A 15,388-nucleotide genomic window follows, 5' to 3' on the forward strand; every position below is an offset into this window, starting at 1 on the left:
CGGCGCACGGGCGCATTCTCCGCGCGCCGTCGCCGACGGCGGAGCGACCGGGCGACCCACGGCATCGCGACGACGCGTCCGACGGCCCGTGGCGTCCGCCCGGGCCCAGCATCGGACGATGTGCAATCGCTACGAATCCCCGTCCGAGGCCGAGGTGCGGCGCTACTGGCGCGTCGAGGCACCGGCGCCGGCCGCGCCCTGGCCGCACGGCGTCTTCCCGCGCTCGCCCGGGCCCTTCGTGCGGCGGGCGCGCGACGTGACGGGCTACGCGCGCGAACTGGTGGTCGGCCAGTGGGGCCTCATCCCCTGGTTCGCGAAGGAACCCAGGCTCAGGTTCCCGACCAACAACGCCCGCGCCGAGGAACTGGCGCAGAAGGCCAGTTACAAGGACCCGTGGCGGCGCGGCCAGCGCTGCATCATCCCGGCGGCCACCTTCGACGAGCCCAACTGGGAAACGGGGAAGAACGTCTGGTGGCGCTTCCGCCGCGCCGACGGCGATCCCTGGGGCCTGGCCGGCCTGTGGAACACCTGGACCGACAAGGCCACCGGCGAGGTGCACGAGAGCTACACCATGCTCACCCTCAACGCCGACGACCACCCGCTGATGCGGCGCATGCACAAGCCCGATCCGAAGGCGCCGGCGGACCGTCCGGACAAGCGTTCCGTCGTTCCCCTCGAGCCGGCGGATTTCGACACGTGGCTCGAAGGAACGACGGCGCAGGCGCAGGAACTGCTCCGGATCCCACCCGCGGGGGTGTTCGACGCCGGGCCGCTGGAAGGCGTTGGCTGACAGCCGAAGGCAGCGCCGGGCGATGTCCCGGGCCCGGCGCCCGGGCCAGGGTGAAGGTCCACTTCCGAACCGGACCGCCATGCACCCGCCCGCTCCCTCCCCGACGGCCCCTCGTGGATTCCATCCTCCCCGCGTGCCCGGCCGCCCCCGCACCTGGCGCATTGGCGCGACGCGCCTGGTCGCCGCGCTGGCCCTGGGCGCGGCCCTGGGTGGCTGCAGCGCCGTCAAGCTGAGCTACAACAACGCCCCCGAGATGGGCTACTGGTGGCTCGACAACCACGTGGACTTCCGCGACGACCAGACGCCGGCGGCGCGCGCGCGGCTGGCCGAGCTGCTCGCCTGGCACCGCGCCAACGAACTGCCCGAACTGGCCGGCCTGCTGGAGGACGCCGCCCGCCGGGCCCCGGACGCCCTGGCGCCGGCCGAGGTCTGCGCGGTCGACGACGCGGTGCGCCAGCGCATCCTGGCGACCGCCCGCCAGGCCTCGGCATCGGCCGCCACCCTGGTGGCGGGGCTGGACGCGGCGCAGGTGCGGCGGCTGGAGGAGAAGTTCGCGAAGAGCAACGCCGACTACGCCAAGGAATGGCTCGCGCCCGGACCCGAGGGCCAGCGCCGCAAGCGCTACGACAAGGACGTGGAGCGCTTCGAGGACTTCTACGGCCGCCTGGACGCGTCCCAGCGCGACGTGCTGCGCGAGTTCGCCGAGCGCTCGGTGTCCGACCCGCAGCGCACCGACGCCGAGCGTCGCCGCCAGCAGCAGGAGGTGCTGACCTGGCTGCGCGACCCGGCGCACCGGACGTGGTCCGAGGGCGAGGTGCGCGCCGCCGTCGACGCCTACGCGCGGCGCGGCATCCAGCCGGAGACCGGTGCCTGGGGCACCTACCGGCAGGCGCTGCGCCAGGAGAACTGCCGCAAGATCGCCGCGCTGCACGGCACCACGCGGCCCGAGCAGCGCGAGCGCGCGGCGCGCCGGCTCCAGGGCTACGCGCAGGACCTGCGCGAGCTGGCCGCCACGCCCTGAGCGCGGCGGACGTCGCGGCCACCCGCCTTCACCATCCCATCGAACCCGAGGACCCGACCAGGGAGAACCCATGACCGAGACCCCCGCCCCGGCCGCCCGCCGTCGCATCGCCATCGTGGAGGACGACGCCGCCCTGCGCGAGACGCTCGCCGCCCTGCTGCGCGAATGCCCGGACGTCGACATCGTGCTGACCACCGGCGTCGAGGCCGAGGCCGACCACTGGCTCGGCGCGCACTACGACGCCTGGGACGTGGCCATCGTCGATGTCTTCATCCAGGCGGGCAACGGCATCCGGCTGCTCGGGGCGCACCGCCACCGGCCCGAAGGCCGGCGCATCGCCATCTTCACGGGCTTCGCCACCCCGCAGGCGCGCGCCTCGTGCGAACTGCTCGGCGCCGATGCCGTGTTCGACAAGACGACCGACCTCGAGGCGCTGATCCGCTTCTGCAGCGCCGACGCGACGCGCCCGGCGCGCCCGGCCTGAGACCCGCGGACGTGTCCCGGCGCGCAGGCGCCACCACCCGGATTTGGAGACCCCTTCGTCGCGCGCACCGACGGCGACGAGAAAACGACGACGACATGAACGACCCAGCACCCACCCCATCGGAAGACTCGATGCTTCGCAAGGTGTTCGAGGCGTCCCCATCGTTCCTGCACGTCCTGCGCGGACCCGATTTCATCTTCGAGTACGCGAACGACGCCTACTACCGGATGGTCGGCCAGCGCGACCTGATCGGGCGGCCCGCGTTCGAGGCCATGCCCGAGGCCGCCGGCGACTTTCCGGCCCTGATCGCGCGCGTCATGGCCACGCGGGAGCCGTTCCACGGTCACGGCATCCCGGTGATGCTGGCGCGGACGGCCGATGCGGCGCCGGAGGAGCGCCTGATCGACCTGGTCTACGTGCCGCTGATCGATCCGGACGGGCGCTGCACGCGCGTCCTGGGCCATGGAACCGACGTCACGGAGAACGTCCTGTCGCGTCGGCGCGCCGAGGAGGCCGAGCGATTGTCCTTCCAGCGCCTGACCGACGCCCTGTCGGCCGGCCGCATGATCGCCTGGGAGTGGGACGTCCGCACGGACGCGCTGACGAGCCGCGGCGCCTGGCTGGAGCTGTTCGGACAGGCCCAGCCGCTGTTCACCACCGGCCGCGGAGCGCGGGCGTTCCTGCACCCGGACGACCGGGCCACGCGGGCCGAGACGGTGCGCGCGGCCGTGGCGTCGGACACGTCCTGGCACATGCAGTACCGCGCCCTCCACCCGGACGGCCACGACGTGTGGCTGGAGGAGCGCGCCTCCTCGTGCCGCGATGCCGCCACCGGGCACGCCATCGTCACGGGCCTGGTCTGGGACATCAGCGCGCGCAAGCAGGCCGAGTTCGAGTTGCAGCTGGCCGACCAGCGCAAGAACGACTTCCTCGCGACCCTGTCGCACGAGCTGCGCAATCCCCTGGCGCCGATCCGCAGCGGCCTGCAGATCCTCAAGCGCCTTGCGCCCGACGACGAGCGGATCAACCGCACCCGGTCGGTCATGGAGCGCCAGATGACCCACCTCGTGCGGCTGATCGACGACCTGATGGAGGTCAGCCGCATCAGCCGCGGCAAGGTGGTGCTGCGCCCCCGGCCGCTGCTGCTGGGCTCGGTCCTGTCGACCGCCGTCGAATCGGTGTGGCCCGCGATCGAGGCGAAATCGCTGCGGCTGCGACAGCTGTTCGGGGAGACGCTGACGGTCCACGGCGACCACGACCGGCTGACGCAGGTGTTCGCCAACCTGCTGGGCAACGCGGTGAAGTTCAGTCCGCCCGGCTCGACCATCACGCTGCGCATGCACCGCGAGGACGCCGAGGCCGTGGTGGTCGTGGAGGACGAGGGCCAGGGCATCGACGCCGCCTCGCTGGAGACGGTGTTCGACCTTTTCGCGCAGGGCCCCTCGCACCAGATGAGCGGCAGCCTGGGCATCGGTCTCGCGCTGGTGAAGCAGCTGGTCGAGCTCCACCAGGGCCGCATCACGGCGCGCAGCGAGGGCAGGGACCGGGGCAGCGCGTTCACCGTGCGCCTGCCCCTCGCGCCGTCCGCGCCGCCCGCGCCGGACCCGGTCGAGGCCGACGAACCGTTCGGCGCGGACGCCGCGGACCTGCCGCGCGTGCTGGTGGTGGACGACAACCAGGACGCGGCCGACACGCTGGTGACCTGCCTGCGGCTGGAGGGCTACACGGTCGACGTGGCCTACGGCGGCCAGGCGGCGATCGAGGCCTTCGAGCGGTCGAACCCGGGGCTGGTGATGCTGGACATCGGCATGCCCGACGTCGACGGCTACCAGGTCGCGCGGCACATCCGGCGCGCCGCGTCGGGCCGGCAGGTCCGGCTCGTCGCGCTGACCGGGTGGGGCCAGCCGGAGGACCGGGCGCGGGTCATGGCCGCGGGGTTCGATGCGCACCTGGTCAAGCCGGTGGACCTGAGGGCGCTGGCCAGCGCGATGCGGCTCGAGGCCCGGCGCTGACCCCCGTCGGCGGACGGCCGCGCGAACGGCCCGGGTGGAGGGCGGCGGCACGCGCCGCCGCGTCCCGATAATCGACCGCCCCGCCAAGGTTCCGACCTCCCCCGCCGCCCGTGACCGCACCCTCCACCCTGTCCGCCCTCCCCACCGACCCGCCGACCCTGCGCCGCATGACGGCCGCGCGATGGCGGGCGGTGCTCGACGCGCCCGCGCCGGACGCCCTGGCCTGGATGACCGACGCCGCGCGCGCGGGTCATGCCGGCGCGCAGGCGCTGCTGGGTCAGTGGCTGCTCGACGGCCGGGGCACCGCGCCACGGCCCCGCGACGCCTTCGCGTGGTTCCTCAAGGCCGCGCAGCAGGGCGACGCGATGGGCATGAACATGGCCGGGCGCTGCTACGAGAACGGCTGGGGCACGGCGCGCGACCTGGTCGCGGCGGTCCGCTGGTACCGGCGCGCGGCGGACCGGAACCTCGACGCCGGCCTCTACAACCTGGCCAACCAGCTCGCCTCCGGCGAAGGCCTGCCGCGCGACGATGCCGCCGCGCTGGCGCTGTACGAGCGGGCCGCCGCGATGGGCCATGCCAAGTCGGCGACCAAGGCCGGGCGCCATCACGAGGAGGGACGCGGCGTGCCGGTCGATGCCGAGGCCGCCTTCGCGCGCTACCGCCAGGGTGCCGAGGGCGGCGACTTCCGGGGCCAGTACCACGTCGCGCGCCTGCTGGCGGCGCGCGGCCGCGTCGACGAGGCCCTGGCCTGGCTCGGGCGCGTGCCGGCGACGGCCACCCCGGGCTTCCTCGACGAGGTGGGCCGCCTGCTGTCGGCGTCGCCCGACCCGCGCTTCCGGGCGGTCGGCATCGGCATGCGCGAGCGCGCCGCGAGCGCGGCCCCGGCGTCGCGCTGAGCGCCCCGGGTCGCCGGCGGCGCGGGCCGCCGGGCGGCTCCGTACTACGATCGCACGACACCCGGGCCGTCCCATGCACCTCCACATCGACGAAGCGATCACCTTCCGCAGGCTGGAGGTGCTGCTGGCCTTCATGGAGACCGGCAACCTCACGCGCGCGGCCGAGCTGCTGCAGATCAGCCCGGTCAGCGTGCACCGCGCCCTGCACGCGCTGGAGACCGGCCTGCGCTGCACGCTGTTCCGCCACGAGGGCCGCAACCTGCACCCGACCGACGCCGCGCAGGCGCTGGCCGAGGTCGCGCGCGAGGTGCTCCACACCATGGCCGAGGGCGTGCGCTCCACGCGCGAGCTGGCCGGCTATTCGGCCGACCGCATCCGCATCGGCTCGCTCTACTCGCTGACCGACCGCACCGTGCCGACGCTGGTGATGGGCATGAAGCTGCGCAAGCCCGACGTGCAGACCGAACTCGTGCTGGGCTCGAACGCCGACCTGCTGCAGAAGCTGCGCGACGGTGCGATCGACGCCGCGCTGATGGGCCGCCCGGAAGGCGCGCCGGACGTCGAGTCCGAGCCGCTGTTCGAGGACGACATCCATTTCGCCGCGCCCGTGGGCTCGCGCTACGCGGGGCTGGCCGAGGTCGATCTGGCGCAGTGCGCGCAGGAGCGCTTCGTCACCCTCACCGACGGCTTCGTCACCTACGGCGGCTTCGTCGAGGCGTTCCGCATCGCCGGCTTCACCCCCGACGTGGTGATGCGCACCGGCGACATCTTCTCGCTCATGAACCTCGTGGGCGGCGGCGTGGGCTGCAGCCTGCTGCCCGGGCGGGTGCGCGACGCGATGCCGCAGAAGGTGCAGCTCATCCCGCTGCAGGCGCGCTACCCGATGCGCCAGACCATCGCCCTGAGCTTCCTGCGCACGCGCGAGCGCGACCCCAACCTGCTGGCCCTGCTGGCGGTGTGCCGCACCGCGCGCGCCGGATCGGGCGACGCGGCCTCGGGGGTTAACCCTCGATCGTTTCGCGGCGCGTAAGGGTCCGGGCGCGGGCTTCATTGATCGGGGCGGGCGGGCTGCGTAACGTCCGCTTCCGGATGCGCCGCCGAGCGCGCCGCCAAGAACAAGAACTCCCGGAGACTTCCCGATGACCCCCCACTGGATCTCGATCTGCGCCCTGATCGCCATGTTCGTGCTGGCCACCGCCCTGCCCATCAACATGGGCGTGATCGCCTTCGTTGGCGCCTTCCTGGTGGGCACGCTGGTCGCGGGCATGAACGCCAAGGCGATCATGGGCGGCTTCCCGGCCGACCTGTTCCTCACGCTGGTGGGGATCACCTACCTGTTCGCGCTGGCGCAGAACAACGGCACCATCGACTGGCTGGTCCGGCTGGCGGTGCGCGCGGTGCGCGGGCGCATCGCCGCCATCCCGTGGATCATGTTCCTCATCGCCGCGCTGCTGACGGCGGTCGGCGCGGTCAGCCCGGCGGCGGTGGCGATCATCGCGCCCATCGCCCTGGGCTTCGCCGCCAGGTACGGCATCAACCCGCTGATGATGGGCCTGATGGTGGTGCACGGCGCCCAGGGCGGCGGCTTCTCGCCGATCAGCATCTACGGCGGCATCACCAACAAGATCGTCGCCAAGGCCGGCCTGCCCCTGAACGAGACGGTCACCATGCTGGCCAGCCTGGGCGTCAACCTGAGCGTGGCGCTGCTGCTGTTCCTGGTCTTCGGCGGCGCGAAGCTGATGCGCCAGCGCGCCGGCGCCGACGGCGCCGTGGACGCGGTGCCCGCGGTGCCCCGCGTCGCGCACGGCCAGGGCGGCGCGCAGGTCTACGGCGACGCCGAGGGCGAGTCCTTCGCCGAGGAACGCCGCGCCGCCGCGCCCGGCGCCGACTCGCTCCTGGACGCCCCGGGCGCCGGCCCCGCCGCCACGGGCTCGCCCCTGGAGCGCATGGCCACGGTCGTCGGCCTGGTCGCCCTGGCCGTGCTGACGCTGTTCTTCAAGCAGGACATCGGCTTCGTCTCGATCACCATCGGCCTGGTCCTCACGCTGATGTCGCCCAACCTGCAGAAACGCGCGCTCGGCCAGGTGTCGTGGCCGGAGATCATGCTGATCGTCGGCGTCAGCACCTACGTCGGCGTGATGGACAAGATGGGCACGATCGATTTCGTGGGACACAGCGTCGCCGGTCTGACCTCGCCCCTGGTGGCGGCCTTGCTGCTGTGCTTCGTCGGCGCGGTGGTGTCGGCCTTCGCCTCCTCGACGGCGGTGCTCGGCTCGCTGATCCCGCTGGCCGTGCCCTTCCTGCAGGGCGACGCCGGCGTCGGCGCGGTCGGCTTCATCGCGGCGATGGCGGTGTCCTCCACCATCGTCGACGTGAGTCCGTTCTCCACCAACGGCGCGCTCGTGCTGGCCAACGCCCGGGGCATCGACCGCGACGTCTTCTTCCGCCAGCTGATGGTGTACGGCGCCATCGTCACGGTGGTGGCGCCGGTGGTGGTGTGGCTGCTCTTCGTGGTGCTCTGAGCGCACTGCCCGCCCCGCCCGTGCCACCCGCCCGCGCGCCATCGACCGCCCCGCCCCACCGCACTTCTTCTTCCAACGCCACCATGAACCCCAGATCCTGGACCACCAAGGCCGACGACCGGGCCGCGCGCCTGGCGCGCGCGGCCGCCGCGCTCGGCCCCCGGCTCGCCGGCCGGCGCGTCGACACCGACGCCATCGGCGCGCTGCTCGAGGCCGTGCTCGTGCCCGGCGACCGCGTCTGCCTCGAGGGCAACAACCAGAAGCAGGCCGACTTCCTCGCGCGCGCGCTGGTGCGGCTCGATCCGCAGAAGGTGCACGACCTGCATATGGTGCAGTCGGTGCTGGCCCTGCCGGAGCACCTGGACGTGTTCGCGAACGGCATCGCCTCGCGCCTGGACTTCAGCTTCTCCGGGCCGCAAGGCGCGCGGCTGGCCCGGCTGGTGTCGGGCGGACGCATCCGGATCGGGGCCATCCACACCTACCTGGAGCTGTTCGCGCGCTACTTCATCGACCTCACGCCGCAGGTGGCGCTGGTGGCGGCCCACGCGGCGGACGCCGAGGGCAACCTCTACACCGGCCCCAACACCGAGGACACGCCCGTCATCGTCGAGGCGACGGCGTTCTCCGGGGGCATCGTGATCGCCCAGGTCAACGAGCTGGTCGACGGCACCACCACCACGCTGCCGCGCATCGACGTGCCGGCCGACTGGGTGAGCTTCGTGGTGAAGGCGCCCAAGCCCAACTTCATCGAGCCGCTGTTCACGCGCGACCCGGCGCAGATCAGCGAGATCCAGGTGCTGATGGCGATGATGGCCATCAAGGGCATCTACGCCGAGTACGGCGTGCAGCGCCTGAACCACGGCATCGGCTTCGACACCGCCGCCATCGAGCTGCTGCTGCCGACGTACGCCGAATCGCTGGGCCTGAAGGGGAAGATCGGCAGGCACTGGGCGCTCAACCCGCACCCGGCGCTGATTCCGGCGATCGAGGCGGGCTGGGTCGAGTCGGTGCACTCCTTCGGCTCGGAGCTGGGCATGGAGGACTACATCCGCGCGCGCTCCGACGTCTTCTTCACCGGCCCGGACGGCAGCCTGCGCAGCAACCGGGCCTTCTGCCAGGCCGCCGGGCACTACGCCTGCGACATGTTCATCGGCTCGACCCTGCAGATCGACCTCGACGGCAACAGCTCGACCGCCACGCTGGGGCGCATCGCCGGCTTCGGCGGCGCCCCCAACATGGGCGCCGACGCGCGCGGGCGCCGGCATTCGAGCCCGGCCTGGCTCAAGGCCGGGCGCGAGGCGCGCGCCGGGCGCACCGGCGCGGCCGGCACGCCGCGCGGCCAGAAGCTGGTGGTGCAGATGGTGGAGACCTTCCGCGAGCACATGCAGCCCGCCTTCGTCGACCGGCTCGATGCCTGGACCCTGCAGGAACAGGCCGGCATGGACCTGCCGCCGATCATGATCTACGGCGACGACGTGACCCACGTCCTGACCGAGGAAGGCATCGCCAACCTGCTGCTGTGCCGCAGCGACGCGGAGCGCGAGCAGGCCATCCGGGGCGTGGCGGGCTACACCGCCGTGGGCCTGGGGCGCGACCGGCGCGCGGTGGAGAACCTGCGCGACCGCGGCGTGATCCGCCGGCCGCAGGACCTGGGCATCGACCCGCGCCAGGCCACGCGCAACCTGCTGGCCGCGCGCAGCATGCGCGACCTGGTGCGCGCCTCCGGCGGGCTGTACCAGCCGCCGCGGCGTTTCAGAAACTGGTAAATCCCTTTGGAGGAGATGCGACGATGAGCGATGTACCGGCGGGACTCGAAACCCTGCGCTTCACCTACCCCGGCGGCACGCCCGCCGGGTCGTTCGCCCCGGTGCTGGTCGGCGTGGTCGGCTCCGGCAACCTGGAAGTCATGCTGGAGGCGGCCGAGCCCGGCCGCGACGGCTGCGAGGTGAGCGTGGCGACTTCGGCGCGCGGCTTCGGCGCGATCTGGCGGGCCGTGATGGACGACTTCCACGCGCGCCACCCGCTGGGCGGCCTGCGCGTGTCGATCAACGACATGGGCGCCACGCCCGCCGTGGTGAGCCTGCGGCTGGACCAGGCCGTGGCCGAGATCGCCGCGCGCGCGCCCGGCGCGACCGGTGGAGGGGACCGGCCATGACCAGCTACGCCGAATGCTCGGCGCGCGAGCGCCTGGCGCTGCTGCTGGACGCCGGCAGCTTCCACGAATGGCTGCCGCCGTGCGAGCGCGTGACGAGTCCGCACCTGGCGCAGCTGGGCGTGCCGTCGGCCTTCGACGACGGCGTGGCGGTGGGCCGCGCGACGCTCGACGGCCACGCCGTCTTCGTGGCCGCCCAGGAGGGCGAGTTCATGGGCGGCGGCGTCGGCGAGGTGCACGGCGCGAAGCTGGTGGGCCTGCTGCGCCGCGCACTGCGCGACCGGCCGCACGCCGTGCTGCTGCTGGCCGAGTCGGGCGGCGTGCGGCTGCACGAGGCCAACGCCGGGCTGATCGCGGTGTCGGAGGTGATGCGCGCCCTGCTCGACGTGCGCGCCGCCGGCGTGCCGGTGGTGGTGCTGATCGGTGGGGCCAACGGCTGCTTCGGCGGCATGGGCATCGTGGCGCGCTGCGCCGACCGCGTCGTGATGAGCGACATCGGCCGCCTGGCGATGTCCGGGCCGGAGGTCATCGAGGCCTCGCACGGGGTCGAGGAGTTCGACGCGCGCGACCGCGCGCTGGTCTGGCGCACCACCGGAGGAACCCACCGCTGGCTCACCGGCGACTGCGACGCGCTGGTGGAGGACGACGTGGACGCCTTCCGCGCCGCCACCGTCGCCCTGCTGGCGGCCCCGGACCGCTCCACGCCCCCGACCCCGGCCACGCTGGAGGCCGAGCACGCGCTGCTCGAGCGGCGCCTGCGCGTCCTGGACGCCCTGCCGGCCGGGGACGACGGCACCGGCCGCGACGACGCCTTCGCGCTGTGGAGCGCCCTGGGCATCGCTGACCCCGCCCGCGTGCCCGACCTGCCGGTGGACGCCGTGCGCGCGCTGCGCCGGCCCTGAGGAACACGGAGCACTTCATGCACTGGAACGAACTCGTCACCCGCCTCTTCGGCACCGGCCACGGCCTGGTCGCCGAGGGCGATTTCATCCGCGGCGACGTCGCCTTCGACGGCGCGACGCTCGCGGTCGTCGGCACCACGAACCACGCGCCGATCGGCGTGCGGCTGGCCCTGGCGCAGGCGCGCGGCGTGCTCGACACGATGGCACGCCATCCGGGCCGACCGATCCTGCTGCTGATCGACACGCAGGGCCAGCAGCTGCGCCGGCGCGACGAACTGCTGGGCATCAACCGCGCCATGGCGCACCTGGGCACCTGCATCGACCTGGCCCGCCGCCGGGGCCATCCGGTGATCGGCCTGGTGTACGACCAGGCGCTGTCGGGCGGCTTCATCACCTCCGGCCTGATCGCCGACGCCTGCTACGCGCTGCCGGAGGCCGAGATCCGGGTCATGCGGATTCCCGCCATGGCGCGCGTCACCAAGCTGAGCGAGGACCTGCTGACCGCGCTGTCGGCGTCCAACCCGGTGTTCGCGCCCGGCGTGGGCAACTACGTGGCGATGGGCGGGGTGCGCGCGACCTGGGAGGGCGACCTGCCCGCCGCGCTGCGCGACGCGCTGGCCCACACGCCCACCGAGGACCTGCGCGCGCGCGACGGCGCGGCGCGCGGCGGCCGCCGGCTCGCCGCCGACGTCGCCCGACGCGTGCTCGACGCCGCCTGAGGCCCGCCGTGCGACCCGGGCTCGCCGCCACCCCGCCCCCGCTGCGCCGCCACCGGCTCGCCCGCCTCACCGACGCCGGCTGGGCCGACGTGCTGGCCAGGGCCTGGGACGCGCAGGCGCGGGCCTGCCTGACGCTCTGGGCGGCGCGACGCCTGCCGCTGGTGATCGCGCGCCAGCCGGCCGAGGCGGTGGCCGGAGGCCGGGTCGCGCTGGGCCTGAGCGCGCCCGGGTGCTGGGACCGCCGCCGGCTGGCGCTGCGCGTGCCGTCCTCGGCGATCGACGGCTTCGAGGAGTTCCCGTGCCTGGACGGCGCGTGGGCCCCGGACGGAGCGCCTTCCGCGTCCGTGCGCGCGCTTGCCGCCGAGGTCGGCGCCGCGCTGGGCGCCCGGCAGGCCGTGGCGCATGTCTTCGGCAGCCACGGCTGGCGGGCGATCACCGGGCTCGATCACGTGCGGCCCACGTCCGACCTCGACCTGTGGATCGCCGTCGACGGCGCCGCGCACGCGGACGGCGTCGCGGCGGCGCTGGCGGCGTTCGAGGGATCGCGACCGCGCCTGGACGGCGAACTCGTCTTCGCCGACGGCGCGGCGGTGGCGTGGCGCGAGTGGATCGAATGGCGCGCCGGCCGCGCGCGCGCCGTGCTGGTCAGACACCTCGAGGGCATCGCGCTGCGGCACGACACCGGGTGGTGCGCGGCCCCGGCGGCGGAGCGCGGCGCATGAGCGCGCCGGCACGCCGCCGGGCGGCGCGCCCCGGTCCGACGCCGGCCGACCTCGGCCGCGCGGCCGTGCTGGCGCTGCACGACGAACTGTCGCTCGCGCCCAAGCCCGGCCTGGTGACGCCGCTGGACCGTGGCAGCCACGACGACATGGACGCCCACACCTTCATGCGCAGCCTGTTCGCGCTGCGCCACTACTTCGTGGAGATCGCCGGCGCCGGCTTCGACGGGGCGGCGTTCGACACCCTGGAGCGCCTGGGCATCGCGGCGGAGGCGCGCATGCTGGCCGCGACGGGTGGCGTCAACACGCACCGTGGCGCGATCTTCATGCTCGGGCTGCTGTGCGCGGCGGCCGGCGCGGTGGTGCGCGCGCACGGGACGGTCGCGCAACCCGGCCTGCTGCGCGAGGCGCTGCGCCAGCACTGGGGCGCGGCGCTGGCGCGGCGCGGCGCGCGCGCGCCGACCCTGCCCGGTGGCATCGCGGCGCGGCGCCTGGGCCTGCGCGGGGCCTCGCAGGAAGCGGCCCTGGGGTTCCCGGTGGTGTTCGACACCGCCCTGCCTGCCCTGGCGTCGGGGCTGGCGCGTGGGCTGGACGCGCGGCGCGCCCGCCTCGACGCCCTGTTCCACGTCATGGCGGTGCTCGACGACAGCAACCTCGCGCACCGTGGCGGCCTCGCCGGCCTGCGCGAGGTGCAGGCGCTGGCGCGGCGCTTCGTCGCGCGCGGCGGCATCGCCCGACCCGACGGCCCGCGCGAGGCGCAGGCCATCGCCGAGCACTGCGTGGCGCGGCGCCTGTCGCCCGGTGGCGCCGCCGACACGCTCGCCGCCGCGTGCTGGCTGCTGCGGGTGGGAGGCGGCGCGTGACGACCGTGGCGCGGGTGCGCCGGTGAGCTTCGCCCTGCTCTTCTCGGGCCAGGGTGCCCAGCATCCGGCCATGCTGCCCTGGCTGGCCGACGACGACGCGCTGGTGCGGGACGTGCGCGCGCGGCTGGGCGTCGACGACTGGCGCGCCGCGCTGGCCGATGCGCACTGGGCCGCGCGCAACGATCATGCGCAGGTCCTGCTGACGGGGCTCGGGCTCGCGGCCTGGGCCCGGCTCGCGCCCCTGGTCGCGGCGGCACCGGCCGCGATCGCGGGCTACAGCGTGGGCGAGCTGGCGGCCTTCGCCGCCGCCGGCGTGCTGGCGCCCGGGACGGCGCTCGCGCTGGCGTCGCGGCGCGCCGCCGCCATGGACGCGGCCGCCGCGCGCGAGCCCGGCGGGCTGCTGGCCGTCAGCGGCCTGTCGGGCGAGCGGCTGGAACGCCTGCGCGCCGCCACCGGCCTCGCCCTGGCCATCCGCAACGCCGAGGACGGCGTGATCCTGGGCGGGCCGGTCGCGGCCCTGGAGGCCGCGTCCGAGCTGGGCACGCAGGCCGGCGCGCAGTGCCGGCGCCTGCCCGTCGGCGTGGCCTCGCACACGCCCTGGATGCGCGTGGCGGCCGAGCGGTTCGCGCGGGAGATCGCGCAGGTGCCCTTCGCCGCGCCGCGCGTGCTCCTGTTCGCCAACACCGGCGACCGGGTCCACGACGCGGCGTCCGCCCGGCGGGCGCTGGCCGCGCAGATCGCCACCACCGTGCACTGGGACGCCTGCATGGACGACGTCATGGCGCGGCAGGTCGACTGCGTGCTGGAGATCGGCCCCGGACAGGGGCTCGCGCGCCTGTGGAACGCGCGCCATCCCGCCGTGCCGGCGCGCGCCTGCGACGAGTTCCGCAGCGCCGCGGCCGTCGCGGCCTGGGTGGCGCGTCACGACGGCGCGTGAGCGCCGCCCGGGGCGTGTCAGGCGCGGTGGCCGTCCATCGCGCGGCCGGCGGCCCGGAAGCGGGCGGCCAGGGCGGGCTGGCCGAGCTGATGGTGATCGGCCAGGGTGGCCAGTTCGCCGGACGTGCAGCGACGGGCGAGGCGTTCGGCCGCGCGCCAGAACGCCGAGCGCGCGGGGCGCTCGCCGGCGTGGACGCCAGCGCGGGAAAGCGTGGAAGGTCGGGTCATGGAAGTTCCTCGAAGGCCGCGGACCGGGCGCCGCGACAGAAACTTTAAGGGTTTACCCCATGTCCCTGCGCGCCGGAGAGGAATCCCCGGCGCCTGCCGTTCACTCGAGCCTGGCGTCCGCCGCCTCGACCAGCGCCTTCCAGATCGGCATGTCGTGGCGGTAGTTGCGCTGGAATTCCTGCGGGCTGTTGAACAGCGGCATGAAGCCGGCGCCCGCGACGCGTTCGAGCACCTTGGGGTCGCGCGCGACCTCGCGCAGGTGGCCGTGGAGCGCCTCCACGATGTCGCGCGGCGTGCCCGCCGGCGCGCCCATGGCGACCCAGCCGAAGATCGAATAGGCGTCGTCGGTCACGCCCTGCTCGTGGATGGTGGGGAGCTGCGGCAGGATCTGCATGCGCTCGCGTCCCGTGACGCCGATCGCCTTCAGGCGCCCCGCCTCGATGAAGGGCTTGGTGTTGAGCGCGCTGGAGAAGCAGAACTGCAGCTGCCCGCCGATCAGGTCCTGGATCATGGGCGCCTCGCCCTTGTAGGGCGAGTGGGTCATGTCCGAGCCGGTGGTCTTGCTCATGTAGGCACCCGCGAGGTGCGCGTACGAGCCCGTCCCCCAGGAGCCATAGGACAGCTTGCCCCGGTTGGCGCGGGCGTGGGCGAGGAGTTCCTTCATGTCGTTGGCCGGGACCGACGGATGGACCACCAGCGTCACCGGCGCCGCCGCGATCTGGGAGACCAGCGCCAGGTCCTTCTGCGGGTCGTAGGGCAGCTTCGCGTAGAGGAACTGGTTGATCAGCATCGACGTGCTCAGCGAGAGCAGCAGCGTGTGGCCGTCCGGCGCGGCCTTGGCCACGGCGTCGGTGCCCAGGATGCCCGCCGCCCCGCCCTTGTTGTCCACCACGACCGGCTGGCCGATGCGCTGGGACAGCGCCTCGCCGACGGTGCGCGCGATGATGTCCGTGGCGCCGCCCGCGTTGAAGGGCACCACCAGCCGGATCGGCCGGGTCGGCCAGGGCGTCCTGGCGCCCTGGGCGTGCGCCGTGGCCAGCAGCCCGCCGCCGCCCAGCGCGGCCAGGCCCTGCAGCATCGCGCGGCGGTTGATGTGCGTGATTTCCATGTCGGTGTCTCCGTTGGTCATGAGGGTCGATCC

General features: G+C 74.2%; 16 protein-coding genes. 14 read left to right on the forward strand and 2 right to left on the reverse strand.

The features are described from left to right. Nucleotides 1-118: 118 nt before the first annotated feature. The 14 genes from NF681_21425 (at nucleotide 119) to NF681_21490 (ending at nucleotide 14,020) form a co-directional block, all read left to right on the forward strand. Nucleotides 119-790 carry an SOS response-associated peptidase gene (locus tag NF681_21425; GenBank protein ID UST56168.1) on the forward strand — a complete coding sequence of 224 codons (672 nt, stop codon included), beginning with the start codon at nucleotides 119-121 and terminating at the stop codon, nucleotides 788-790. A 133-nt stretch (nucleotides 791-923) separates the two neighbouring features. Continuing rightward, nucleotides 924-1,811 (forward strand): DUF6279 family lipoprotein, encoded by an 888-nt coding sequence (locus NF681_21430; GenBank protein UST56169.1) that lies wholly within the window; start codon nucleotides 924-926, stop codon nucleotides 1,809-1,811. A 70-nt stretch (nucleotides 1,812-1,881) separates the two neighbouring features. Further along, nucleotides 1,882-2,295 (forward strand): response regulator, encoded by a 414-nt coding sequence (locus tag NF681_21435; GenBank protein ID UST56170.1) that lies wholly within the window; start codon nucleotides 1,882-1,884, stop codon nucleotides 2,293-2,295. A 95-nt stretch (nucleotides 2,296-2,390) separates the two neighbouring features. Further along, nucleotides 2,391-4,307: an ATP-binding protein gene (locus NF681_21440; protein ID UST56171.1), complete on the forward strand. Its 1,917-nt coding sequence runs from the start codon at nucleotides 2,391-2,393 to the stop codon at nucleotides 4,305-4,307. 110 nt (nucleotides 4,308-4,417) lie between these two features. After that, the gene (locus tag NF681_21445; GenBank protein ID UST56172.1) at nucleotides 4,418-5,206 is read left to right on the forward strand and encodes a sel1 repeat family protein; all 789 of its coding nucleotides are present in this window, start codon (nucleotides 4,418-4,420) and stop codon (nucleotides 5,204-5,206) included. Between the two features lie 73 nt (nucleotides 5,207-5,279). Further along, a complete protein-coding gene (locus NF681_21450; protein UST56173.1) occupies nucleotides 5,280-6,236 on the forward strand; it encodes a LysR family transcriptional regulator in 957 nt (318 codons plus the stop codon). A gap of 109 nt (nucleotides 6,237-6,345) precedes the next feature. Beyond that, nucleotides 6,346-7,728: an SLC13 family permease gene (locus NF681_21455; GenBank protein ID UST56174.1), complete on the forward strand. Its 1,383-nt coding sequence runs from the start codon at nucleotides 6,346-6,348 to the stop codon at nucleotides 7,726-7,728. 83 nt (nucleotides 7,729-7,811) lie between these two features. After that, a complete protein-coding gene (mdcA, locus tag NF681_21460) occupies nucleotides 7,812-9,494 on the forward strand; it encodes a malonate decarboxylase subunit alpha (GenBank protein ID UST56175.1) in 1,683 nt (560 codons plus the stop codon). Nucleotides 9,495-9,517: 23 nt separating this feature from the next. Next, nucleotides 9,518-9,883 (forward strand): malonate decarboxylase acyl carrier protein, encoded by a 366-nt coding sequence (mdcC, locus tag NF681_21465; protein ID UST56176.1) that lies wholly within the window; start codon nucleotides 9,518-9,520, stop codon nucleotides 9,881-9,883. After that, on the forward strand, nucleotides 9,880-10,782 hold the full coding sequence (locus tag NF681_21470) for a biotin-independent malonate decarboxylase subunit beta (GenBank protein ID UST56177.1): 903 nt from the start codon (nucleotides 9,880-9,882) through the stop codon (nucleotides 10,780-10,782). The genes mdcC and NF681_21470 overlap by 4 nt, the downstream gene beginning before the upstream one ends. Nucleotides 10,783-10,799: 17 nt before the next feature. Next, complete coding sequence (locus NF681_21475; protein ID UST56178.1) at nucleotides 10,800-11,501, forward strand: biotin-independent malonate decarboxylase subunit gamma; 702 nt, start codon at nucleotides 10,800-10,802, stop codon at nucleotides 11,499-11,501. Between the two features lie 8 nt (nucleotides 11,502-11,509). Then, complete coding sequence (gene mdcG, locus NF681_21480) at nucleotides 11,510-12,223, forward strand: malonate decarboxylase holo-[acyl-carrier-protein] synthase (protein ID UST56179.1); 714 nt, start codon at nucleotides 11,510-11,512, stop codon at nucleotides 12,221-12,223. Next, on the forward strand, nucleotides 12,220-13,083 hold the full coding sequence (gene mdcB, locus NF681_21485) for a triphosphoribosyl-dephospho-CoA synthase MdcB (protein ID UST56180.1): 864 nt from the start codon (nucleotides 12,220-12,222) through the stop codon (nucleotides 13,081-13,083). Before mdcG ends, mdcB begins: the two co-directional genes overlap by 4 nt. Before the next feature lie 22 nt (nucleotides 13,084-13,105). After that, nucleotides 13,106-14,020 (forward strand): acyltransferase domain-containing protein, encoded by a 915-nt coding sequence (locus NF681_21490; protein ID UST56181.1) that lies wholly within the window; start codon nucleotides 13,106-13,108, stop codon nucleotides 14,018-14,020. A 17-nt stretch (nucleotides 14,021-14,037) separates the two neighbouring features. Here NF681_21490 and NF681_21495 read toward each other — a convergent pair whose 3' ends face one another. Together NF681_21495 and NF681_21500 are read right to left on the reverse strand one after the other, a co-directional pair. Beyond that, on the reverse strand, nucleotides 14,038-14,247 hold the full coding sequence (locus tag NF681_21495; protein ID UST56182.1) for a hypothetical protein: 210 nt from the start codon (nucleotides 14,245-14,247) through the stop codon (nucleotides 14,038-14,040). 100 nt (nucleotides 14,248-14,347) lie between these two features. Beyond that, the gene (locus NF681_21500) at nucleotides 14,348-15,355 is read right to left on the reverse strand and encodes a tripartite tricarboxylate transporter substrate binding protein (GenBank protein UST56391.1); all 1,008 of its coding nucleotides are present in this window, start codon (nucleotides 15,353-15,355) and stop codon (nucleotides 14,348-14,350) included. Between the last annotated feature and the right edge of the window lie 33 nt (nucleotides 15,356-15,388).

The sequence above is a fragment of the Comamonadaceae bacterium OTU4NAUVB1 genome (assembly GCA_024372625.1).
Classification (GTDB): Bacteria; Pseudomonadota; Gammaproteobacteria; order Burkholderiales; family Burkholderiaceae_C; genus Variovorax.

Excerpts from the sequence above, each read along its gene's own strand:
- NF681_21425 (UST56168.1), top strand. The coding sequence starts at position 119 with ATGTGCAATCGCTACGAATCCCCGTCCGAGGCCGAGGTGCGGCGCTAC.
- NF681_21435 (UST56170.1), top strand. The coding sequence starts at position 1,882 with ATGACCGAGACCCCCGCCCCGGCCGCCCGCCGTCGCATCGCCATCGTG.
- NF681_21440 (UST56171.1), top strand. The coding sequence starts at position 2,391 with ATGAACGACCCAGCACCCACCCCATCGGAAGACTCGATGCTTCGCAAG.
- NF681_21450 (UST56173.1), top strand. The coding sequence starts at position 5,280 with ATGCACCTCCACATCGACGAAGCGATCACCTTCCGCAGGCTGGAGGTG.
- NF681_21455 (UST56174.1), top strand. The coding sequence starts at position 6,346 with ATGACCCCCCACTGGATCTCGATCTGCGCCCTGATCGCCATGTTCGTG.
- mdcA (UST56175.1), top strand. The coding sequence starts at position 7,812 with ATGAACCCCAGATCCTGGACCACCAAGGCCGACGACCGGGCCGCGCGC.
- mdcC (UST56176.1), top strand. The coding sequence starts at position 9,518 with ATGAGCGATGTACCGGCGGGACTCGAAACCCTGCGCTTCACCTACCCC.
- NF681_21470 (UST56177.1), top strand. The coding sequence starts at position 9,880 with ATGACCAGCTACGCCGAATGCTCGGCGCGCGAGCGCCTGGCGCTGCTG.
- NF681_21475 (UST56178.1), top strand. The coding sequence starts at position 10,800 with ATGCACTGGAACGAACTCGTCACCCGCCTCTTCGGCACCGGCCACGGC.
- mdcB (UST56180.1), top strand. The coding sequence starts at position 12,220 with ATGAGCGCGCCGGCACGCCGCCGGGCGGCGCGCCCCGGTCCGACGCCG.
- NF681_21495 (UST56182.1), bottom strand. The coding sequence starts at position 14,247 with ATGACCCGACCTTCCACGCTTTCCCGCGCTGGCGTCCACGCCGGCGAG.
- NF681_21500 (UST56391.1), bottom strand. The coding sequence starts at position 15,355 with ATGGAAATCACGCACATCAACCGCCGCGCGATGCTGCAGGGCCTGGCC.